The sequence below is a fragment of the Bacillus sp. SN1 genome, assembly GCF_002796895.1.
GTDB classification, from domain to species: Bacteria; Bacillota; Bacilli; order Bacillales; family Bacillaceae; genus Bacillus; species Bacillus inaquosorum.
The window spans coordinates 1,034,394-1,053,060 of sequence record NZ_PHIE01000001.1 but is presented as its reverse complement, the minus strand read 5'-3'; the positions used below and the strand labels follow the sequence as shown (position 1 = coordinate 1,053,060).

Annotated in this window: 19 protein-coding genes; 13 read left to right on the top strand and 6 right to left on the bottom strand. The window is 42.0% G+C overall.

Annotated elements, in window-relative coordinates:
• The first annotated feature begins 128 nt into the window (after positions 1-128).
• From abhA to ade, 5 genes are all read left to right on the top strand, one after another.
• Positions 129-407, top strand: a complete 279-nt coding sequence (gene abhA / locus CVV77_RS05085) for a transcriptional regulator AbhA (RefSeq protein ID WP_003238863.1) — start codon at positions 129-131, stop codon at positions 405-407.
• A 192-nt stretch (positions 408-599) separates the two neighbouring features.
• The gene (gene kinC, locus CVV77_RS05080) at positions 600-1,886 is read left to right on the top strand and encodes a two-component sensor histidine kinase KinC (RefSeq protein ID WP_100274765.1); all 1,287 of its coding nucleotides are present in this window, start codon (positions 600-602) and stop codon (positions 1,884-1,886) included.
• Positions 1,887-1,901: 15 nt separating this feature from the next.
• On the top strand, positions 1,902-2,729 hold the full coding sequence (locus CVV77_RS05075; protein WP_100274764.1) for a gamma-glutamylcyclotransferase family protein: 828 nt from the start codon (positions 1,902-1,904) through the stop codon (positions 2,727-2,729).
• 71 nt (positions 2,730-2,800) lie between these two features.
• Complete coding sequence (gene ktrC / locus CVV77_RS05070) at positions 2,801-3,466, top strand: Ktr system potassium transporter KtrC (protein ID WP_003222311.1); 666 nt, start codon at positions 2,801-2,803, stop codon at positions 3,464-3,466.
• A 157-nt stretch (positions 3,467-3,623) separates the two neighbouring features.
• Positions 3,624-5,357, top strand: a complete 1,734-nt coding sequence (ade, locus tag CVV77_RS05065; RefSeq protein WP_100274763.1) for an adenine deaminase — start codon at positions 3,624-3,626, stop codon at positions 5,355-5,357.
• Positions 5,358-5,593: 236 nt separating this feature from the next.
• Here the strand turns inward: ade and rnjA are convergent, their stop codons facing one another.
• On the bottom strand, positions 5,594-7,261 hold the full coding sequence (gene rnjA, locus CVV77_RS05060) for a ribonuclease J1 (RefSeq protein ID WP_003238841.1): 1,668 nt from the start codon (positions 7,259-7,261) through the stop codon (positions 5,594-5,596).
• Between the two features lie 5 nt (positions 7,262-7,266).
• Positions 7,267-7,476: an RNA polymerase subunit omega 1 gene (gene rnpZA, locus CVV77_RS05055; RefSeq protein ID WP_003238840.1), complete on the bottom strand. Its 210-nt coding sequence runs from the start codon at positions 7,474-7,476 to the stop codon at positions 7,267-7,269.
• 382 nt (positions 7,477-7,858) lie between these two features.
• Here rnpZA and CVV77_RS05050 point away from each other — a divergent pair, with 382 nt between their 5' ends.
• Entirely contained in the window at positions 7,859-8,632 is a 774-nt protein-coding gene (locus tag CVV77_RS05050) for a Cof-type HAD-IIB family hydrolase (RefSeq protein WP_100274762.1), read from the top strand.
• A 41-nt stretch (positions 8,633-8,673) separates the two neighbouring features.
• Here CVV77_RS05050 and def read toward each other — a convergent pair whose 3' ends face one another.
• Together def and CVV77_RS05040 are read right to left on the bottom strand one after the other, a co-directional pair.
• Positions 8,674-9,228, bottom strand: a complete 555-nt coding sequence (gene def, locus CVV77_RS05045) for a peptide deformylase (RefSeq protein WP_003238838.1) — start codon at positions 9,226-9,228, stop codon at positions 8,674-8,676.
• Between the two features lie 108 nt (positions 9,229-9,336).
• Complete coding sequence (locus tag CVV77_RS05040) at positions 9,337-9,486, bottom strand: YjcZ family sporulation protein (protein ID WP_003238837.1); 150 nt, start codon at positions 9,484-9,486, stop codon at positions 9,337-9,339.
• A gap of 213 nt (positions 9,487-9,699) precedes the next feature.
• Between CVV77_RS05040 and CVV77_RS05035 the strand changes: the two genes are divergently transcribed.
• The 5 genes from CVV77_RS05035 (at position 9,700) to lpdA (ending at position 15,749) form a co-directional block, all read left to right on the top strand.
• Positions 9,700-10,371, top strand: coding sequence for a YkyA family protein (locus tag CVV77_RS05035; protein WP_100274761.1), 672 nt, complete (start codon positions 9,700-9,702; stop codon positions 10,369-10,371).
• Between the two features lie 421 nt (positions 10,372-10,792).
• Positions 10,793-11,908 (top strand): pyruvate dehydrogenase (acetyl-transferring) E1 component subunit alpha, encoded by a 1,116-nt coding sequence (pdhA, locus tag CVV77_RS05030; protein ID WP_003222294.1) that lies wholly within the window; start codon positions 10,793-10,795, stop codon positions 11,906-11,908.
• 3 nt (positions 11,909-11,911) lie between these two features.
• The gene (gene pdhB / locus CVV77_RS05025) at positions 11,912-12,889 is read left to right on the top strand and encodes a pyruvate dehydrogenase complex E1 component subunit beta (RefSeq protein WP_014113660.1); all 978 of its coding nucleotides are present in this window, start codon (positions 11,912-11,914) and stop codon (positions 12,887-12,889) included.
• 114 nt (positions 12,890-13,003) lie between these two features.
• The gene (gene pdhC / locus CVV77_RS05020) at positions 13,004-14,332 is read left to right on the top strand and encodes a pyruvate dehydrogenase complex dihydrolipoyllysine-residue acetyltransferase (protein ID WP_019258299.1); all 1,329 of its coding nucleotides are present in this window, start codon (positions 13,004-13,006) and stop codon (positions 14,330-14,332) included.
• A 4-nt stretch (positions 14,333-14,336) separates the two neighbouring features.
• Positions 14,337-15,749, top strand: a complete 1,413-nt coding sequence (gene lpdA, locus CVV77_RS05015; RefSeq protein ID WP_003222288.1) for a dihydrolipoyl dehydrogenase — start codon at positions 14,337-14,339, stop codon at positions 15,747-15,749.
• Between the two features lie 44 nt (positions 15,750-15,793).
• Here lpdA and slp read toward each other — a convergent pair whose 3' ends face one another.
• A complete protein-coding gene (gene slp, locus CVV77_RS05010; RefSeq protein ID WP_003238801.1) occupies positions 15,794-16,168 on the bottom strand; it encodes a peptidoglycan-associated lipoprotein Slp in 375 nt (124 codons plus the stop codon).
• A gap of 418 nt (positions 16,169-16,586) precedes the next feature.
• Here slp and CVV77_RS05005 point away from each other — a divergent pair, with 418 nt between their 5' ends.
• A complete protein-coding gene (locus CVV77_RS05005; protein WP_003232305.1) occupies positions 16,587-16,706 on the top strand; it encodes a GapA-binding peptide SR1P in 120 nt (39 codons plus the stop codon).
• Positions 16,707-16,740: 34 nt separating this feature from the next.
• Here the strand turns inward: CVV77_RS05005 and speA are convergent, their stop codons facing one another.
• On the bottom strand, positions 16,741-18,213 hold the full coding sequence (gene speA / locus CVV77_RS05000; protein ID WP_019258300.1) for an arginine decarboxylase: 1,473 nt from the start codon (positions 18,211-18,213) through the stop codon (positions 16,741-16,743).
• 184 nt (positions 18,214-18,397) lie between these two features.
• Here speA and CVV77_RS04995 point away from each other — a divergent pair, with 184 nt between their 5' ends.
• Positions 18,398-18,664 (top strand): UPF0223 family protein, encoded by a 267-nt coding sequence (locus CVV77_RS04995; RefSeq protein ID WP_088110981.1) that lies wholly within the window; start codon positions 18,398-18,400, stop codon positions 18,662-18,664.
• Positions 18,665-18,667: the final 3 nt, after the last annotated feature.

Below are 18,667 nucleotides of genomic sequence, written 5' to 3'. Positions count from 1 at the left end.
GAAAAAATATCTTGTAATTCTTATAGAAAGCGGGAAACTTTTTCTAAGTTTCGTACGTCTACGATATATTGAGGTACATCCTTAAACATTACATGAGAAAAGAAACATTTAAAGGAAGAAGGGTTTTTATGAAATCAATAGGTGTTGTGAGAAAAGTAGATGAATTAGGCCGTATTGTTATGCCGATAGAATTAAGACGGGCACTGGATATTGCCATAAAAGACAGTATTGAATTTTTTGTTGACGGAGATAAAATTATCTTGAAAAAGTACAAACCTCATGGTGTTTGTTTAATGACCGGAGAAATCACTTCAGATAATAAAGAATACGGCAACGGTAAAATTACGTTAAGCCCAGAAGGTGCACAGCTGCTTCTCGAAGAAATTCAAGCCGCTTTAAAAGAATAATATCATGTTGAAAAAAGGCGGAGCGATACAATCTCCGCCTTTTTTTGCGTGCCAATTTCTGATTACCGCCGCCTAAGATACGACATCATGAACATCAGGTAATGAATGATTTGGGATACTTTACATATTTTACTCAATTTTTTGTCGAAGAATGGTACAATAAATAGAGAAACACAAGCGGCAGGTGGTCATATGAGAAAATATCAAGCACGTATCATTTCCATCATTTTGGCAATGATTTTTATTATGTTTTGGGATTATTTATTTTATTTTATAGGCAAAAACCCGATTAATTGGCCTGTTGATATTGTGTATACTTCAGTCACGATAGTAAGTGTCTGGATGCTGGCTTATTATATTGATGAGAAACAGCAGCTGGTTAAGAAAATGAAGGATAATGAATGGAAGTATAAACAGCTCTCTGAAGAAAAGGACCGCATCATGGATAATTTGCAGGAAATCGTATTTCAAACGAATGCAAAAGGCGAAATTACATATCTAAACCAAGCGTGGGCATCAATAACCGGCTTTTCAATCCATGAATGTATGGGAACGATGTATAATGATTACTTCATAAAAGAAAAGCACGTAGCCGACCACATTAACACCCAAATCCAAAACAAAGCGTCTTCTGGCATGTTTACTGCAAAATACGTGACAAAGAATGGCACGATTTTTTGGGGAGAAGTTCATTATAAGCTTTACTACGACCGGGATGACCAATTTACAGGCAGCCTGGGCACAATGTCAGATATCACAGAGCGTAAAGAGGCTGAAGATGAGCTCATTGAGATTAATGAACGGCTGGCGAGAGAATCTCAGAAACTGTCAATCACAAGTGAACTTGCCGCCGGTATTGCACATGAGGTCAGAAACCCTTTAACATCTGTCAGCGGTTTCCTTCAGATTATGAAAACACAATATCCGGACAGAAAAGGCTATTTTGACATCATCTTTTCAGAGATTAAAAGAATCGATTTGGTGCTCAGCGAGCTGTTGCTGCTGGCAAAACCGCAGGCGGTCACATTTAAAACACATCAGCTCAATGAGATCTTGAAACAGGTTACGACACTGCTTGATACCAATGCTATTTTGTCCAATATTGTCATAGAAAAAAATTTCGAAGAGACAGACGGCTGTATCATTAACGGGGACGAAAATCAGCTGAAGCAGGTCTTTATCAATATTATTAAAAACGGGATTGAAGCAATGCCAAAAGGCGGTGTCGTTACCATTTCGACTGCTAAGACAGCCTCTCATGCAGTCATAAGCGTCAAAGATGAAGGGAACGGCATGCCACAGGAAAAGCTTAAGCAGATAGGCAAACCTTTTTATTCAACAAAAGAAAAGGGCACCGGACTCGGGCTTGCCATTTGTTTGAGAATCTTGAAGGAACATGACGGGGAATTGAAAATCGAAAGTGAAGCTGGAAAAGGCAGCGTCTTTCAAGTGGTTTTGCCTTTAACATCAGACAGCTGAGAGGGGAAAAATAAAATGAACTCGCTTCTGTTTGTATACGGGACATTAAGAAAGCATGAAAAAAATCATCATTTGCTGGCACAATCGGCATGTATCAATGAGCAGGCCAGAACGAAGGGATGTCTGTTTGCTGCAATAGAGGGGCCCGCAGCCGTTTTTGAAGATGAAGGCTATATATGCGGCGAAGTATATGAAGCAGATGAATTGTGTATACATAAGCTCGATCAGTTTTTTCAAGGCTATGATCAACAAACGGTGCTTGTAGAAACGGATACCGGGATCAAAAAAGCGCTTATTTATTTTATGAACAAAGACAAGTGTGCCGGCTTTCTGAAAATAAGCAGCGGCGACTGGAAAGAACATCAGATGATCAGTAAATCGCAAAATCCTGTTTATTATTTTGCCTATGGGTCCTGTATGGACAATGCCCGCTTTCAAAAGGCGGGAGTTGATCACTATTTTCAAGATCCAGTGAGAAGAGCTGTTCTAAAAGGATACACAACTCGCTTTACGCTAAAAAGAGAGGATGGCTCAAGAGCGGATCTGATGGAAGACGGAGGAACAACAGAAGGCGTTTTGTACCGTATCCCTTTTTCTGCACTCTCCTATCTATATAAAAGGGAGGGCGTTGAATCTCTTACATATCGGACGGCATTTGTAGATGTTGAAGCAGGCGGAAGGCGCTACACGGACTGCTTAACCTTTCTCGTCCTTCAAAAAGCAGCGGAAACTGCCCCGCCTGAGCACTACCAGATTGAAATTGAACGCGGAGCGGAGCTGTATTTGTCACCGGGGTTTGCTGACAAGCTTAAGCGGCATATGAATTCGCTGCCAAAAGGTTAACGAAATTAACACTGTTACAAAAGAATATGATAAAATTTGATCAATATGATGTCAGGTAAAGGAGCACCACTATGAAAAAAGAATTTGCGGTAATTGGACTAGGCCGTTTTGGTGGCAGTATTTGCAAAGCATTAAGCGAAGAAGGCGTCGAGGTTATGGCAATGGATATCGATGAAGATAAAGTCAACGAGTATGCCAAGATCGCATCTCACGCCGTTATCGGTGATTCAACAGACGAATCTGTCCTGAAAAATTTAGGTCTGCGAAACTTTGACCACGTCATTGTAGCCATCGGAGAAAATATCCAAGCGAGTATTTTAACGACCCTCATTCTGAAAGAACTGGGCGTTCACACCATTACAGTTAAGGCCCAGAACGATTATCACGAAAAAGTGCTGTCTAAAATTGGTGCAGATCACATCGTCCATCCGGAACGCGATATGGCAAAGCGAATTGCGCATAACATCGTATCCAACAACGTACTGGATTATTTAGAGCTGTCTGAAGAGCATAGTCTTGTTGAAATCGTAGCCAACAGCCGCCTGGCCGGAAATACGCTTCTCGATTTAGATATTCGTGCGAAATACGGTATTAACATCGTAGCCATCAAAAGGGGCAAGGAAGTTATCGTATCGCCGCTTGCAACCGAGGTCATACATCAAGAAGATATTCTCATCGTTATTGGTTCGGTTACAGACATTTCCCGTTTTGAAAAAAGAGTTCTCCATACAAAATAGCAGTAAAACAAAAGCCGGCCCAAAGGGGCGGCTTTTAATATTATCAGAATATAACAACTTTAATGAAATGAGCGCCAATTTCTTAAAATTTTATTGACTAAGCATAGGCGTTCCGATAGCATATTGTACCATATAATAAAAAAGAGGAGGGGCCTATTTGAATAAAGAAACGCTGGTCAATAGGCTGAATGCTTCAGCCCGAAGACAAAAAGCTGATATCGTCATTAAGAACGGAAAAATCATGGACGTATTTAACCAAGAGTGGATATATGAAGATATTGCAATTACAGATGGAGTCATTGTAGGCCTCGGCGAGTATGAAGGCGAAAAAATCATTGATGCAGAGGGACAAATGGTTGTTCCGGGTTTTATTGATGGACATGTACATATTGAGTCTTCAATGGTTACACCGATTGAGTTCGCTAAAGCGGTATTGCCGCATGGCGTAACAACCGTTGTTACCGATCCGCATGAAATAGCGAATGTGTCTGGTGAAAAAGGGATTGCATTTATGATTGAACAGGCTCGGCAAACACCGCTGAATATCCATTTTATGCTTCCCTCCAGTGTGCCTGCTGCAAGCTTTGAGCGATCAGGCGCAGTACTCAAAGCTGCTGATTTAAAGCCTTTTTACGAAGAGCAAGAAGTATTGGGACTGGCTGAAGTCATGGATTATGTGTCGGTTCAGCATGCTGAAGAAGATATGGTTCAGAAACTGCTCGATGCCCGCGTTGCAGGAAAGCGGATTGACGGGCATTTAGCGGGTTTATCAACAGATCTCATTAACATTTATAGAACCGCATTTGTCTTGAACGATCATGAAGTAACGACGAAGGAAGAAGCCCTTGATCGTATTAGAAGGGGAATGTATGTCATGATGCGTGAAGGATCAGTCGCAAAAAACACTCTAAAAGTGCTACCCGCGGTGAATGAAAAGAACGCGCGTCGTTTCTTTTTCTGTACAGATGATAAGCATGTGGATGATTTATTGTCAGAGGGAAGTGTAAATCATCAAGTAAAAATGGCGATTCAAACCGGACTTGACCCGTTTTTAGCCTATCAATTAGGTAGCCTTAACGCAGCCGAATGCTACGGACTAGATACAAAGGGAGCGATCGCCCCGGGTTTTGACGCTGATCTGCTCTTTGTTTCTGATCTGGAAAACGTCACAGTCACAATGACGATGGTAAAAGGACAGACTGTTGCTGAAGGCAAAAAAGCAGTCTATCAAGATAGCGCTCCAGCTGCAGCTCCAGAACCGGCACTGCTCGATTCTGTTATGCTTGCTGCTCCTCTTAAAGAACAGAATTTACATATGCCAATCAATTCAAATCAGCAAATCAATGTGATTCAAATCATTCCAAACCAGCTTGAAACACGATTGGTACATGTTCCGGCTCCTGATGCACACGTTTTTGAGCCTGACACCGAGCTCGATTTGTTAAAGATTGCAGTCATTGAGCGGCATAAAGGATTAAAAGAAGTCGGACTTGGTGTGGTGAAAGGATTTGGATTCAAGAGCGGAGCGATTGCAACAACCATTTCGCACGATTCCCACAATATTATTGCCGTTGGAACAAATGATGCCGATATCGCGGCTGCAGTTAATAAGCTGCAGGAAATTGGCGGAGGATTAACGATTATAAAAAATGAAGAAGAGCTTCATTCAGTACCGCTGCCGATTGCGGGGTTATTATCCGACCAATCTGCGGAGCAGGTGAATCAAAGCTTGCTGACGCTGCATGATAAATTGTCGTTAGTTGGTTTCACAGGCGGGTTTAATCCATTTTTGACGCTGTCGTTTTTAGCTTTGCCTGTCATTCCCGACATTAAAATGACGACAACGGGATTATTTGATGTGAAGTCATTTCAGCATATTGGATTACAATAAAAAAAGATGCACTCTCAAGTGAGTGCATCTCAGCGTGGCGACAAACCCTCGCATTCGTTGTCAGGCCTGCGCTTCGGTGCTCACGAATTTCAACATTCGCTGTGCTCCGATGCTCGTCCTTCCTAGAATTCAAGGGTTTTCAATCACGCTGAAAAGATGAAAAAATCCTAAAACTAAAAATCGTTTTAGGATTTTTTCAACAATCTAAGATGCACTCTCAAGTGAGTGCATCTTTTTTAAACCTCCATAATGATCGGAAGGATCATCGGACGGCGTTTCGTTTTTTCGTATAAGAACGGAGCAAGCGTATCTGTAATCTCGTTTTTGATTTCAGACCATTGAGTCGTTTTTCGTTCCATCACTTTTTGTAAGTGGTTTGAAATGAGCTCTTGAGCGTCATTGATCAAGTCGCCAGATTCTCTCATGTACACAAATCCTCTGGAAATCAAATCAGGTCCAGCTGAAATCTTAAAGCCATCCATGTCAATGCTGACAACCACGATGACAAGACCTTCTTCAGAAAGAATTCTGCGGTCACGAAGCACGATATTGCCAATATCACCGATGCCGCTTCCGTCAATGTATACTGAACCGGACGGGATTTTGCCGGCAACTGAAGCTTCATCACCTTTAAGCGCCAATACTTCACCATTATCCATGATAAAGCAGTTTTCTTCAGGGATGCCGCAATCTGTTGCAAGTTTGACATGCATCTTTTGCATTCTGTACTCACCGTGAATCGGCATGAAGAATTTAGGCTTAATTAAACGTAGCATAAGCTTCTGTTCTTCCTGTCCGCCGTGACCGGATGTATGGATATCATTAAGAGGTCCGTGAATAACCTCGGCCCCTGCACGATACAGCTGGTTGATTGTACGGCTCACGCTAATTGTGTTGCCTGGGATAGGAGATGAAGAAAATACGACTGTATCTCCAGGATTGATTGAAATCTGGCGGTGTGTGCCGTTTGCAATCCTTGATAATGCCGCCATCGGTTCCCCTTGGCTTCCTGTACATAAAATCGTTACTTTATTAGCAGGCATACGATTGATTTCGTTATGCTCAATAAACGTATTTTTAGGACAGTTAATATATCCGAGAGTTTGTCCGATTTCGATAGCCGATTCCATACTGCGTCCAAATACGGCAACTTTTCTCCCATTTAATACAGCAGCCTCAATTACCTGCTGCAAGCGGTGAATATTCGACGCAAATGTAGCAAAGATAACTCGGCCGTCTACCTTGCGGAAAATGTCGTGAATACTTTCTCCGACACGGCGTTCAGACATGGTGAACTCTGGGTTCTCACTGTTTGTGCTGTCTGAAAGGAGGCACAGAACGCCTTCTTTTCCGATTTCGGCCATTTTCGTCAAGTTTGCCGGCTCGCCGACTGGAGTAAAGTCGAATTTGAAATCTCCAGTATGTACGATGTTTCCTGGCGGTGTCTTTACAACAATACCGTAGGAATCCGGAATACTATGTGTTGTTCTGAAGAATGACACAGCCGTTTTGCGGAACTTTACGATATCATCCTCACCGATAATGTTCAGTTTCGTCTGTCTTAATAATCCATGCTCTTCAAGTTTATTCCGAAGTAAGCCGATCGCGAGTTTACCGCCGTAAACAGGAATATTTACTTGTCTGAGCAGGTACGGAATACCGCCGATGTGGTCTTCGTGCCCGTGGGTGATAAAAAGCCCTTTAATTTTATCTTCGTTTTTGACTAAATACGTGTAATCAGGGATAACGTAGTCAATTCCGAGCAGTTCGTCCTCGGGAAACTTGATCCCCGCATCAATCAGCACAATTTCATCTTGAAATTGTACCGCATACGTATTTTTACCGATTTCGCCCAACCCTCCGAGGGCGAAAACAGCAGTCTGATCATTTTTTACAAATTTCATACCGCTCATAACTCCAATACTTTAAAATTTTCGCTCTGTTGTTCATATTCTAAAAATGCACCATTAACAGGTGTGATAAACTCAATATTAAATTTCTTCTCTTTCAGCTTTGTTCTGACGTCACGCTCAGATACGCCTTCAATATAAAGTGAATCTGTCTTTTCCCGAACAGGTACTTCGTCAGCCTTTTCTTGATAAAATACCTTATAAATCATCCAAATCTCTCCTTAAATGCCGTATGTTAGACTCGCTTACTCTATTATATTCGAAAACGGAATATAAGGAAAGCCTTGAGCAAAATAAGGACCTCTCGAAAAGTGAAAGATCCCTTGTCAGGCAATCGCTTTCTTGCGGAGCATTCCGTTCCATTGTCTTCTGAGTTTCTTTCTTAATTTGCGCAGCATTTGTTAGTTCCTCCTTTAATAAAAACTTGTCCAGCGTTCTTTTATACAAATAGTATACGGAGATTGAGGAAGACTTTTCGTGGTTATTAATGGAATTTAATGTGATTTTTGAACGAAATAGTTTGCTGAATGGCAATCTTTCTGTATGATGAGGGTGGGAATTGCAGATCATGACGATAAAGGGGAAGTTACGATGGATTCAAAATTAATCTTTTTTGATATTGACGGTACAATATATGATCATGACAAGAATATACCGGAAAGTACGAGAAAAACGGTAGCTGAGCTGCAGCGCCAAGGGCATCATGTGTTTATCGCCAGCGGGCGGTCTCCGTTTATGGTTAAGCCGATTTTGGGGGAGCTGGGCATACACTCATTTATCTCCTATAATGGGCAGTATGTTGTCTTTGAAAATCAAGTGATCTATAAAAATCCGCTGCCTGAAGAGGCTATCAGACGATTATTAAAGCAGGCGGGAGAGGGCAAACATCCTGTTGTGTTTATGGCTGAGGACACGATGAAAGCGACTGTTGCGGATCATCCCCATGTTCTGGAGGGAATCGGCAGCCTTAAAACCGATTATCCAGAAACCGATGACCTTTTCTATGAAGGAAAAGAAATTTTTCAGCTTCTTTTATTTTGTCAGGATGAAGAAGAAAAGGCTTATGCCGCTTTTCCTGAATTTGATCTCGTACGCTGGCATGAGTTTTCGACTGATGTTCTGCCGCACGGAGGTTCAAAGGCGGAAGGGATCAAAAAAGTGATTGAGCGTCTCCCGTTTGATATCAGCGATACATATGCTTTCGGCGACGGATTAAACGATCTTCAAATGATTGAATATGTCGGAACAGGCGTAGCTATGGGAAATGCTGTTCCTGAATTGAAAGAAATCGCGGACTTTGTAACAAAGCCGGTAGACGAGGATGGAATCGCGTACGCTGTCAAAGAATTGGGTCTTTTAAAATAAAGAAACGGCTGGCACTGCACTGTGCCAGCCGCTTTTTCTTTTTAGCGCTCAATCGCGATTGCATTTTCAGGTTCTTTGAAAGGATTCTCCTTATCAATATGATCATAGAACATAACGCCATTTAAATGATCGATCTCATGCTGAAACACAATAGCCGGAAATCCTTTTAAACGGATATCAATGTTTTCGCCTTCAAGGGTTGTTCCTTTTACTCTGATGCGAGCATAGCGGGGAACATAACCGGGAATCGCTTCATCAACAGACAGACAGCCCTCGCCGCTTGTTAAGTAGCTTTTTTCGACAGAATGGCTGACGATCTTAGGATTAAACAAAGCATAGCTGTATAACTTTCCGGAAGCATCTTCCGCATGAACGGCGATCATTCGTTTTTTGATATTAATTTGAGGAGCTGCGAGTCCTACGCCTGGACGCAGCTTGTATTTTTCGGCTAATTCCGGATTTTGGCTGTTCTTAACAAATTCGATCATGTCGGCCAGCTGCTGTTTGTCTGCATCAGTCGGAGGCAGCTCAACAGGTTCGGCTGTCTCTCTTAGGGCTGGATGGCCGTCACGTACGATGTTTTCCATAGTAATCAAGAAACTTCACTCCTAAAGCTTAATATGTAAATTATATCGGATTTCTTCACAAAGGTGCAACGAACGAATGACCAGCCGTAGATGGCTGGTCAAGTTCATGCTGTTTGATTAGCAACAGCCTCCGCCTAAATAAGCAGCTCCGACAATGATTAACAGAATGAATAAAACAACGATTAGCGCAAATGTGCGGCCGTAGCCATATCCATATCCGTAACCACCATAACCGCAGCAGCCTCCGCCGTAACCATATCCATACATATTACAAAACCTCCTCTTTTAATTACGCCAGAGCCTTTATCAGTAGGCATAGCGTCTACTATAACCTATGTAAAAACAAAAAAGTTGTATGGTCATCTGTCCTGATTTTTCAGTTTTTTGATTTGATTCCAGCGTTGCATTCATACAGTACATCTATTGCCAAATGCCCCCATGGATTCTATAGTAGAAATTGTCAAGATTGGGGGATTTAACGTGAAAGACGCAATAAAACGGCAGCCCGTAATGAAAATCGGAGCTTTTTGTGCTGTGACATTGATATTAACAGGTTGCATGGGACAGGACCCGGTTGATTCACTGCATCACTCATTAGAAAAAGCCGCGGAATCGGAAAAGCCGTTTCAAGAAGAACAGAAAACGCTCGAAGAATTAGAGGCGAAAGAAAATCAGCTTTATGATGATGTCATGAATCTCAATATGGATGATTATAAAAAAATTGTTGCTTTATCTAACGAGGCACTTGAAAATGTCAGCAAGCGAGAAGAACATCTAAAGATTGAAAATGACAGCATCAAACAATCGGAATCGGAATTTGAGGAAGCAAAAACCTCTGCCGAACATATTAAGGATAAACACATAAAAGAAAAGGCAGATGCCGCAGCAAGCCACATGGAGAAAAGATATTCATCATATGGCACTATGTATGAAGAATATAAAAAAGCGCTTCAGCTTGATAAAAATCTGTATAAGCAGCTGAAAGACAAAGACTTGACACGAGACGACCTGGATCAGCAGATCGACAAAGTCAATGCATCTTATGAAAAAGTCCTTAAATATAGCGGAGAATTTAATGAACAAACAGAAAAATATAATAAAGCCCGGGAAGATCTATATGATGCCGCTGGCTATCATGTGAAAAAGAGCTGACTTTGGACAGCTCTTTTTTAAATAAACACGCCACCGATTTTGTTCAAAATTTTCATTTCTATTGTAGTACAGTATGGTAGTGTATACTAGTACAGTTTTGGATACAGTCAGCATCTGTTTTTTTATTGAAAATGTAAAGCGAATACATTTATTGAAAATCAGCAATGAAAACGATTGACGGTTCTTCTTTATTTGGTGTAAACTAATCCATGTTAAGCGGTGTTGTATTAGTTTTTTACAACTTCGAAATAATACAGTTCAAAGCAGAGTGTAACTATCCTACATAAAAGGTTTCGGCAAACTGGGGATCGGCTAAAATATATACGACTTACTGCTGATACTTTAGGGTACCCTAAGTTTGTATGTATAAAAGGAATGCACGTCTAATGACTGTTTAAAAGAAAGGAAGAGGTGACTTAGTATGGCTGCAAAAACGAAAAAAGCTATCGTTGACAGTAAGAAGCAATTTGATGCCATTAAAAAGCAGTTCGAAACGTTCCAAATTTTAAATGAAAAGGGAGAAGTCGTGAATGAAGCGGCGATGCCTGATTTAACAGATGATCAATTAAAAGAGCTAATGCGCCGCATGGTATTTACGCGTGTGCTTGATCAGCGCTCTATCTCATTAAACCGTCAAGGACGTCTTGGATTCTACGCTCCTACTGCGGGTCAAGAAGCTTCTCAGATTGCAACGCATTTCGCGCTTGAAAAAGAAGACTTTGTACTTCCTGGATACCGTGATGTGCCTCAGTTAATTTGGCACGGCCTTCCATTATACCAAGCGTTTCTTTTCTCTCGCGGACATTTCAGAGGAAACCAAATGCCTGATGATGTGAATGCCCTTTCTCCACAAATCATTATCGGTGCTCAATACATTCAAACTGCCGGTGTTGCGCTTGGTCTTAAAAAGCGCGGCAAGAAAGCTGTCGCAATCACTTACACTGGTGACGGCGGAGCTTCACAAGGGGACTTCTACGAAGGAATTAACTTTGCCGGCGCTTATAAAGCACCTGCAATCTTCGTAGTACAAAACAACCGCTACGCGATTTCAACTCCGGTTGAAAAACAATCTGCGGCTGAAACAATTGCACAAAAAGCTGTCGCTGCTGGTATTGTCGGCGTACAAGTAGACGGAATGGATCCGCTTGCTGTATACGCTGCAACTGCTGAAGCACGCGAGCGCGCAATCAACGGCGAAGGCCCAACACTGATTGAAACACTTACATTCCGTTACGGCCCGCACACAATGGCTGGTGACGATCCGACTAAATACCGCACAAAAGAAATCGAAAATGAGTGGGAACAAAAAGATCCGCTTGTACGTTTCCGTGCGTTCCTTGAAAATAAAGGCTTATGGTCTGAAGAAGAAGAAGCAAAAGTAATTGAGGATGCGAAAGAAGAAATTAAGCAAGCGATCAAAAAAGCTGATGCTGAGCCTAAGCAAAAAGTAACTGATTTAATGAAAATCATGTACGAAAAAATGCCTCACAACCTTGAGGAGCAATTTGAAATTTATACACAGAAGGAGTCGAAGTAAGCCATGGCGCAAATGACAATGATTCAAGCAATCACGGATGCGTTACGCACAGAACTGAAAAATGACGAAAATGTCTTAGTTTTCGGAGAAGACGTTGGTGTAAACGGCGGCGTATTCCGTGCGACAGAAGGATTGCAAAAAGAATTCGGTGAAGACCGTGTGTTTGACACGCCACTTGCTGAATCTGGTATCGGCGGACTTGCCCTTGGTTTAGGCTTAAACGGCTTCCGTCCGGTAATGGAAATCCAATTCTTCGGATTTGTTTACGAAGTAATGGATTCTGTTTCTGGCCAAATGGCTCGTATGCGCTACCGTTCTGGCGGACGCTGGACTTCACCTGTAACAATTCGTTCTCCGTTCGGCGGCGGTGTTCATACTCCTGAACTTCACGCTGACAGCTTAGAAGGTCTTGTTGCACAGCAGCCTGGTATCAAAGTTGTTATTCCATCAACTCCTTACGATGCCAAAGGACTTTTAATTTCTGCAATCAGAGACAATGATCCTGTTGTTTTCTTAGAACACATGAAGCTTTACCGTTCTTTCCGTCAGGAAGTTCCTGAAGAAGAATACACAATTGAGCTTGGCAAAGCTGACGTAAAACGTGAAGGTACTGACCTTTCAATCATCACTTACGGCGCAATGGTTCATGAATCATTAAAAGCTGCCGAAGAGCTTGAAAAAGACGGCATTTCAGCTGAAGTTGTCGACCTTCGTACTGTAAGCCCGCTTGATATCGATACAATCATCGCATCTGTAGAAAAAACAGGACGCGCGATTGTTGTTCAAGAGGCACAAAAACAAGCCGGTATTGCAGCAAACGTAGTAGCAGAAATTAATGACCGTGCGATCTTGAGCTTGGAAGCACCTGTACTTCGCGTGGCTGCGCCTGATACAGTATTTCCTTTCTCTCAAGCGGAGAGTGTATGGCTTCCAAACCATAAAGACGTTCTTGAAACAGCAAGAAAAGTACTTGAATTTTAATCAAACTGCATAATCGAGAGGGAAGATGAGCGTTTTCCCTCTATTATATATCTGTTTTCAATGCTTACGATGTAAACTTTAAAATTGCTTAATCAAACTAGGAGGTCGAGAACTGTGGCATTTGAATTTAAACTTCCAGATATCGGGGAAGGTATCCACGAAGGCGAAATCGTAAAATGGTTTGTCAAGCCTAACGATGAGGTAGACGAAGATGATGTACTGGCTGAAGTCCAAAATGATAAAGCAGTAGTAGAAATTCCTTCACCTGTTAAAGGAAAAGTATTAGAATTAAAAGTTGAAGAGGGAACGGTTGCAACTGTTGGACAAACGATCATTACGTTTGATGCACCTGGTTACGAAGATCTTCAATTTAAAGGCAGCGATGAGTCTGACGATGCGAAAACTGAAGCACAAGTTCAGTCAACTGCAGAAGCTGGACAAGACGTTGCGAAAGAAGAGCAAGCTCAAGAGCCTGCAAAAGCAACTGGTGCAGGACAGCAGGATCAAGCTGAAGTTGACCCGAACAAACGCGTGATCGCTATGCCTTCTGTACGTAAATATGCTCGTGAAAAAGGCGTAGACATCCGTAAAGTATCTGGTTCAGGCAACAACGGACGTGTTGTAAAAGAAGATATCGACAGCTTTGTAAACGGAGGAGCGCAAGAAGCTGCGCCGCAAGAAACAGCTGCACCACAAGAAACAGCTGCTAAACCGGCTGCTGCACCAGCTCCAGAGGGCGAATTCCCAGAAACACGCGAAAAAATGAGTGGTATCCGTAAAGCAATTGCGAAAGCGATGGTTAACTCTAAACACACTGCTCCTCACGTAACGTTAATGGACGAAGTGGACGTAACAAACCTTGTTGCACATCGTAAACAGTTCAAACAGGTTGCTGCTGATCAAGGAATCAAGCTGACTTACTTGCCTTACGTTGTAAAAGCTCTTACATCTGCACTGAAAAAATTCCCTGTTTTAAACACGTCAATTGACGATAAAACAGATGAAGTAATCCAAAAACATTACTTCAACATCGGTATCGCTGCAGACACTGAAAAAGGTTTGCTTGTACCGGTTGTGAAAAATGCAGATCGTAAATCTGTCTTTGAAATTTCTGATGAGATCAATGGCCTTGCAACAAAAGCTCGTGAAGGCAAGCTTGCTCCAGCTGAAATGAAAGGCGCATCTTGCACAATTACAAACATCGGTTCTGCCGGCGGACAATGGTTCACTCCGGTTATCAACCATCCAGAAGTTGCGATTCTTGGTATCGGACGCATTGCAGAAAAAGCGATTGTTCGTGATGGCGAAATCGTAGCAGCTCCAGTCTTAGCTCTTTCTCTCAGCTTCGACCACCGTATGATCGACGGAGCAACTGCGCAAAATGCATTAAATCACATCAAGCGTTTACTGAACGATCCACAATTAATTTTAATGGAGGCGTAATGTTATGGTAGTAGGAGATTTCCCTATTGAAACAGATACTCTTGTAATTGGTGCGGGACCTGGCGGCTATGTAGCTGCCATCCGCGCTGCACAGCTTGGACAAAAAGTAACAGTCGTTGAAAAAGCAACTCTTGGAGGCGTTTGTCTGAACGTTGGATGTATCCCTTCAAAAGCGCTGATCAATGCAGGCCACCGTTATGAGAATGCAAAGCATTCTGACGACATGGGAATCACTGCTGAAAACGTATCAGTTGATTTCACAAAAGTTCAAGAATGGAAAGCTTCTGTTGTAAACAAGCTTACTGGCGGTGTAGCAGGTCTTCTTAAAGGCAACAAAGTAGATGTTGTAAAAGGTGAAGCTTACTTTGTAGACAGCAATTCAGTTCGTGTTATGGATGAGAACTCTGCTCAAACATACACGTTCAAAAACGCAATCATTGCAACTGGTTCTCGTCCTATCGAATTGCCAAACTTCAAATATACTGAGCGTGTCCTAAATTCAACAGGCGCTTTGGCTCTTAAAGAAATTCCTAAGAAGCTCGTTGTTATCGGCGGCGGCTACATCGGAACTGAGCTTGGAACTGCGTATGCTAACTTCGGAACTGAGCTTGTTATTCTTGAAGGCGGAGATGAAATTCTTCCTGGCTTCGAAAAACAAATGAGCTCTCTCGTTACACGCAGACTGAAGAAAAAAGGCAACGTTGAAATCCATACAAATGCGATGGCTAAAGGCGTTGAAGAAAGACCAGACGGCGTAACAGTTACTTTTGAAGTAAAAGGCGAAGAAAAAACTGTTGATGCTGATTACGTACTGATTACAGTAGGACGCCGTCCAAACACTGACGAGCTTGGTCTTGAGCAAGTCGGTATTGAAATGACGGACCGCGGTGTCGTGAAAACTGACAAACAGTGCCGCACAAACGTACCTAACATTTATGCAATCGGTGATATTATCGAAGGACCGCCGCTTGCTCACAAAGCATCTTACGAAGGTAAAATCGCAGCAGAAGCTATCGCTGGAGAGCCTGCAGAAATCGATTACCTTGGTATTCCTGCGGTTGTCTTCTCTGAGCCTGAACTTGCATCAGTTGGTTACACTGAAGCACAGGCGAAAGAAGAAGGTCTTGATATCGTTGCTGCTAAATTCCCATTTGCAGCAAACGGCCGTGCGCTTTCTCTTAACGAAACAGACGGCTTCATGAAGCTGATCACTCGTAAAGAGGACGGTCTTGTGATCGGTGCGCAAATCGCCGGCGCAAGTGCTTCTGACATGATTTCTGAATTAAGCTTAGCGATCGAAGGCGGCATGACTGCTGAAGATATCGCGATGACAATTCACGCTCACCCAACATTGGGCGAAATCACAATGGAAGCAGCTGAAGTGGCAATCGGAAGTCCGATTCACATCGTAAAATAATGCTCATATCAAAAACAGCCCTCGCTCAAAGCGGGGCTGTTTTTTTATTTTGACAGCACATGCTGTAATGGTTTAATGATGTCTTCTTTCTTTTTCACACATCCCTCGATTTTTACCACGACATGGCGCTGATCCACAACCATAAGGGTAGGGACGGTTTCAATCTCATCTTCCCAGCCCTCTTTGTTATCATAGACCTTCATTTTATCTATTTGCTCAGGATAATCTTTTTCTAAATCAAGCAGTGCATCATAATATGGCGCTTCCTGGTCAATTTGGTTTTCATCAGAAAAAAACAGGATTTGTGTATGATGAATGTTGTCAATCCGGCTTTTTTTCATCGGATTGATGGTGGAAAGCGTACAGCCCGATAAAGCAAATACTATTATCAGTATGGGGAATACCGCGCGATATCGCATCTATCTTCTCCTCTGTATAAACAATAGTAAACTAGTTTTAGTTTATCATGAGAGGCGGCTTAAACTGCTTCTTGTTACCTAATTGTTATATAATTGAAACCGTTTTTAAAGTGACATTACATATCATATCAATCGTTTAAAATAGCGATCTGGGGGTATATAGGATTTATCGCTGTGTTCTTCAATAAACGTTCAAGAAAACATGAAATCATTTATGTGTTTTGGCATATGTATCGATTAAAGCTGTTGCATGAAGAAGATATAGTGTGATGGAAGACGAAAAAATACGCTATATATAAGGATATAGAAATAAATGTGTTATACAATTTGTTGTTGACATTTTAAATGTGACATATTAATATAATAGCAACAAAAGAAATTAAGCGTTTTCAAATTTCAAAGAAATGGGGAATAAGAGATGGGTACGATTGTTTGCCAAGATTGCAACGAAGCCATTCATTACTTTGAAGATGAGAAAGTGACAACATTATACGGAACATGCTGCGGACAATGTCAATGTCCTGTTGATGAAGAGTAAAAAAAGCATGCGGCTCAAGCCGCATGCTTTTTATTTATTGAATCGCTTTTTGCTCTTTAATGACCCGGATCATGTTTAGCGTCGAGTCCTCAGGCCCTTGAACAGGGAGACCTGCGTCGAGGTTCTTGAAAATGTAGCTGATGTTTTCTTCTGTAATAATCTCACCTGGAATGAAGATTGGGATACCAGGCGGATATACCATGACAAATTCAGCGATAATCCGTCCGGATGCTTCTTTTAATGGGATGACTTCCGTATTTGCATAGAAAGCATCACGCGGTGTCATTGCCAATAAAGGAATTTCCGGAAGCAGAACCTCAGTTTGCTGATGTGTTACATCTTGTTCTGACATTTGATGTGCGATCTCCGTTAAAGCCTCTACAAGCCGGTCTGCATCATTTTGGCTGTCACCAGGGGTGAAAATACACAAAATATTGTACAGATCTGAAAGCTCAACTTCAATATTAAAGGATTCACGAAGCCATTTTTCAACGTCATGACCTGTAAGCCCAAGATTTTTGACAGAGATAATCAATTTTGTCGGGTCATAGCTGTAAGCTGCTTTCGAACCAAGAATCTCAGAACCGACACAATAAATGCCTTCAATCTGATTGAGGTGATCTCTCGTCTGGTTGGCAAGCTTCAGTGTCTCTTCAGCAAGCTGATGGCCTTCTGTTGCAAGGCGTTTTCTGGCAACATCCAGAGAGGCGAGAAGCAAGTAAGATGTTGACGTTGTTGTCAGCATGCTCAGGATGGATTGCACTCTGTCTTTAGATACAAGGCCTTCTCTCATGTTTAAAATAGAGCTTTGTGTTAGTGATCCGCCCAGTTTGTGGACACTTGTCGCTGCTATGTCTGCTCCTGCCTGCATAGCTGAAAGCGGCAATTCATCGTGAAAATGAATATGAACGCCGTGTGCTTCATCAACAAGCACCGGCACGTCGAACGAATGAGCGAGTTCTACGATGCTTTTTAAGTCGGCTGCAACACCGAAATATGTCGGGTTGATGACGAGAAGCCCTTTTGCATCTGGGTGCTCGGTAAGCGCCCGTTTAGCAGATTCAAGTGTAATGCCATGGGAGATGCCCAATTCATTGTCAATTTCAGGATGAATAAAGATTGGGATCGCTCCGGAAAATACAATAGCTGTCATAATTGATTTGTGCACATTTCTTGGAATGATAATTTTATCTCCAGGTCCGCAAACAGCCATCACCATTGTCATAATGGCGCCGCTTGTTCCTTGAACAGAAAAAAATGTGTGGTCCGCGCCAAATGCTTCAGCCGCCAGATCCTGTGCTTGTTTAATGATGCCTTTTGGCGCGTGCAGGTCATCTAATGGTTCAATATTGATTAAATCTATGCTTAACGCGTTTTCACCGATAAATTGTCTGAATTCTGGGTCCATTCCTGCCCCTTTTTTATGGCCGGGAATGTGGAATTGAACAGGCTGTCTGCTTGCATGCTTTTTCAGTCCTGTGTATAAGGGTGTTTCATGTTGCGACAATTGTTTTCCCACCTTTGTAATCATACCTATGCATAATAGTGTGTATTAAAATCAGTTTCTCAACCGTTTTTTAGACGTAAAACAAATGAATTATATTATGAACTTGAAAGAATGTAAAGAACAATTTATGATCAAATGAAGATGCTTTCTCTAAAGGGAAGCAAATCTATAAGGAGTGAAGAAAATGGAATACCAATATCCGATGAATGAAGATTGGACAACCGAAGAAGCAGTAGATGTGATTGCGTTTTTCCAGCAGGTTGAGCATGCATATGAAAAAGGCGCAGATCGTGAAGAGCTGCTTAAAACTTACCGCCGTTTCAAGGAGATTGTCCCGGGGAAGGCCGAGGAGAAAAAGCTATGCAGCGAGTTTGAAGAACAAAGTACATACTCTCCATATCGTACGGTCAAACAAGCAAGAGAATCTGATCAGGCGAAGATTAAGATGTAAGAA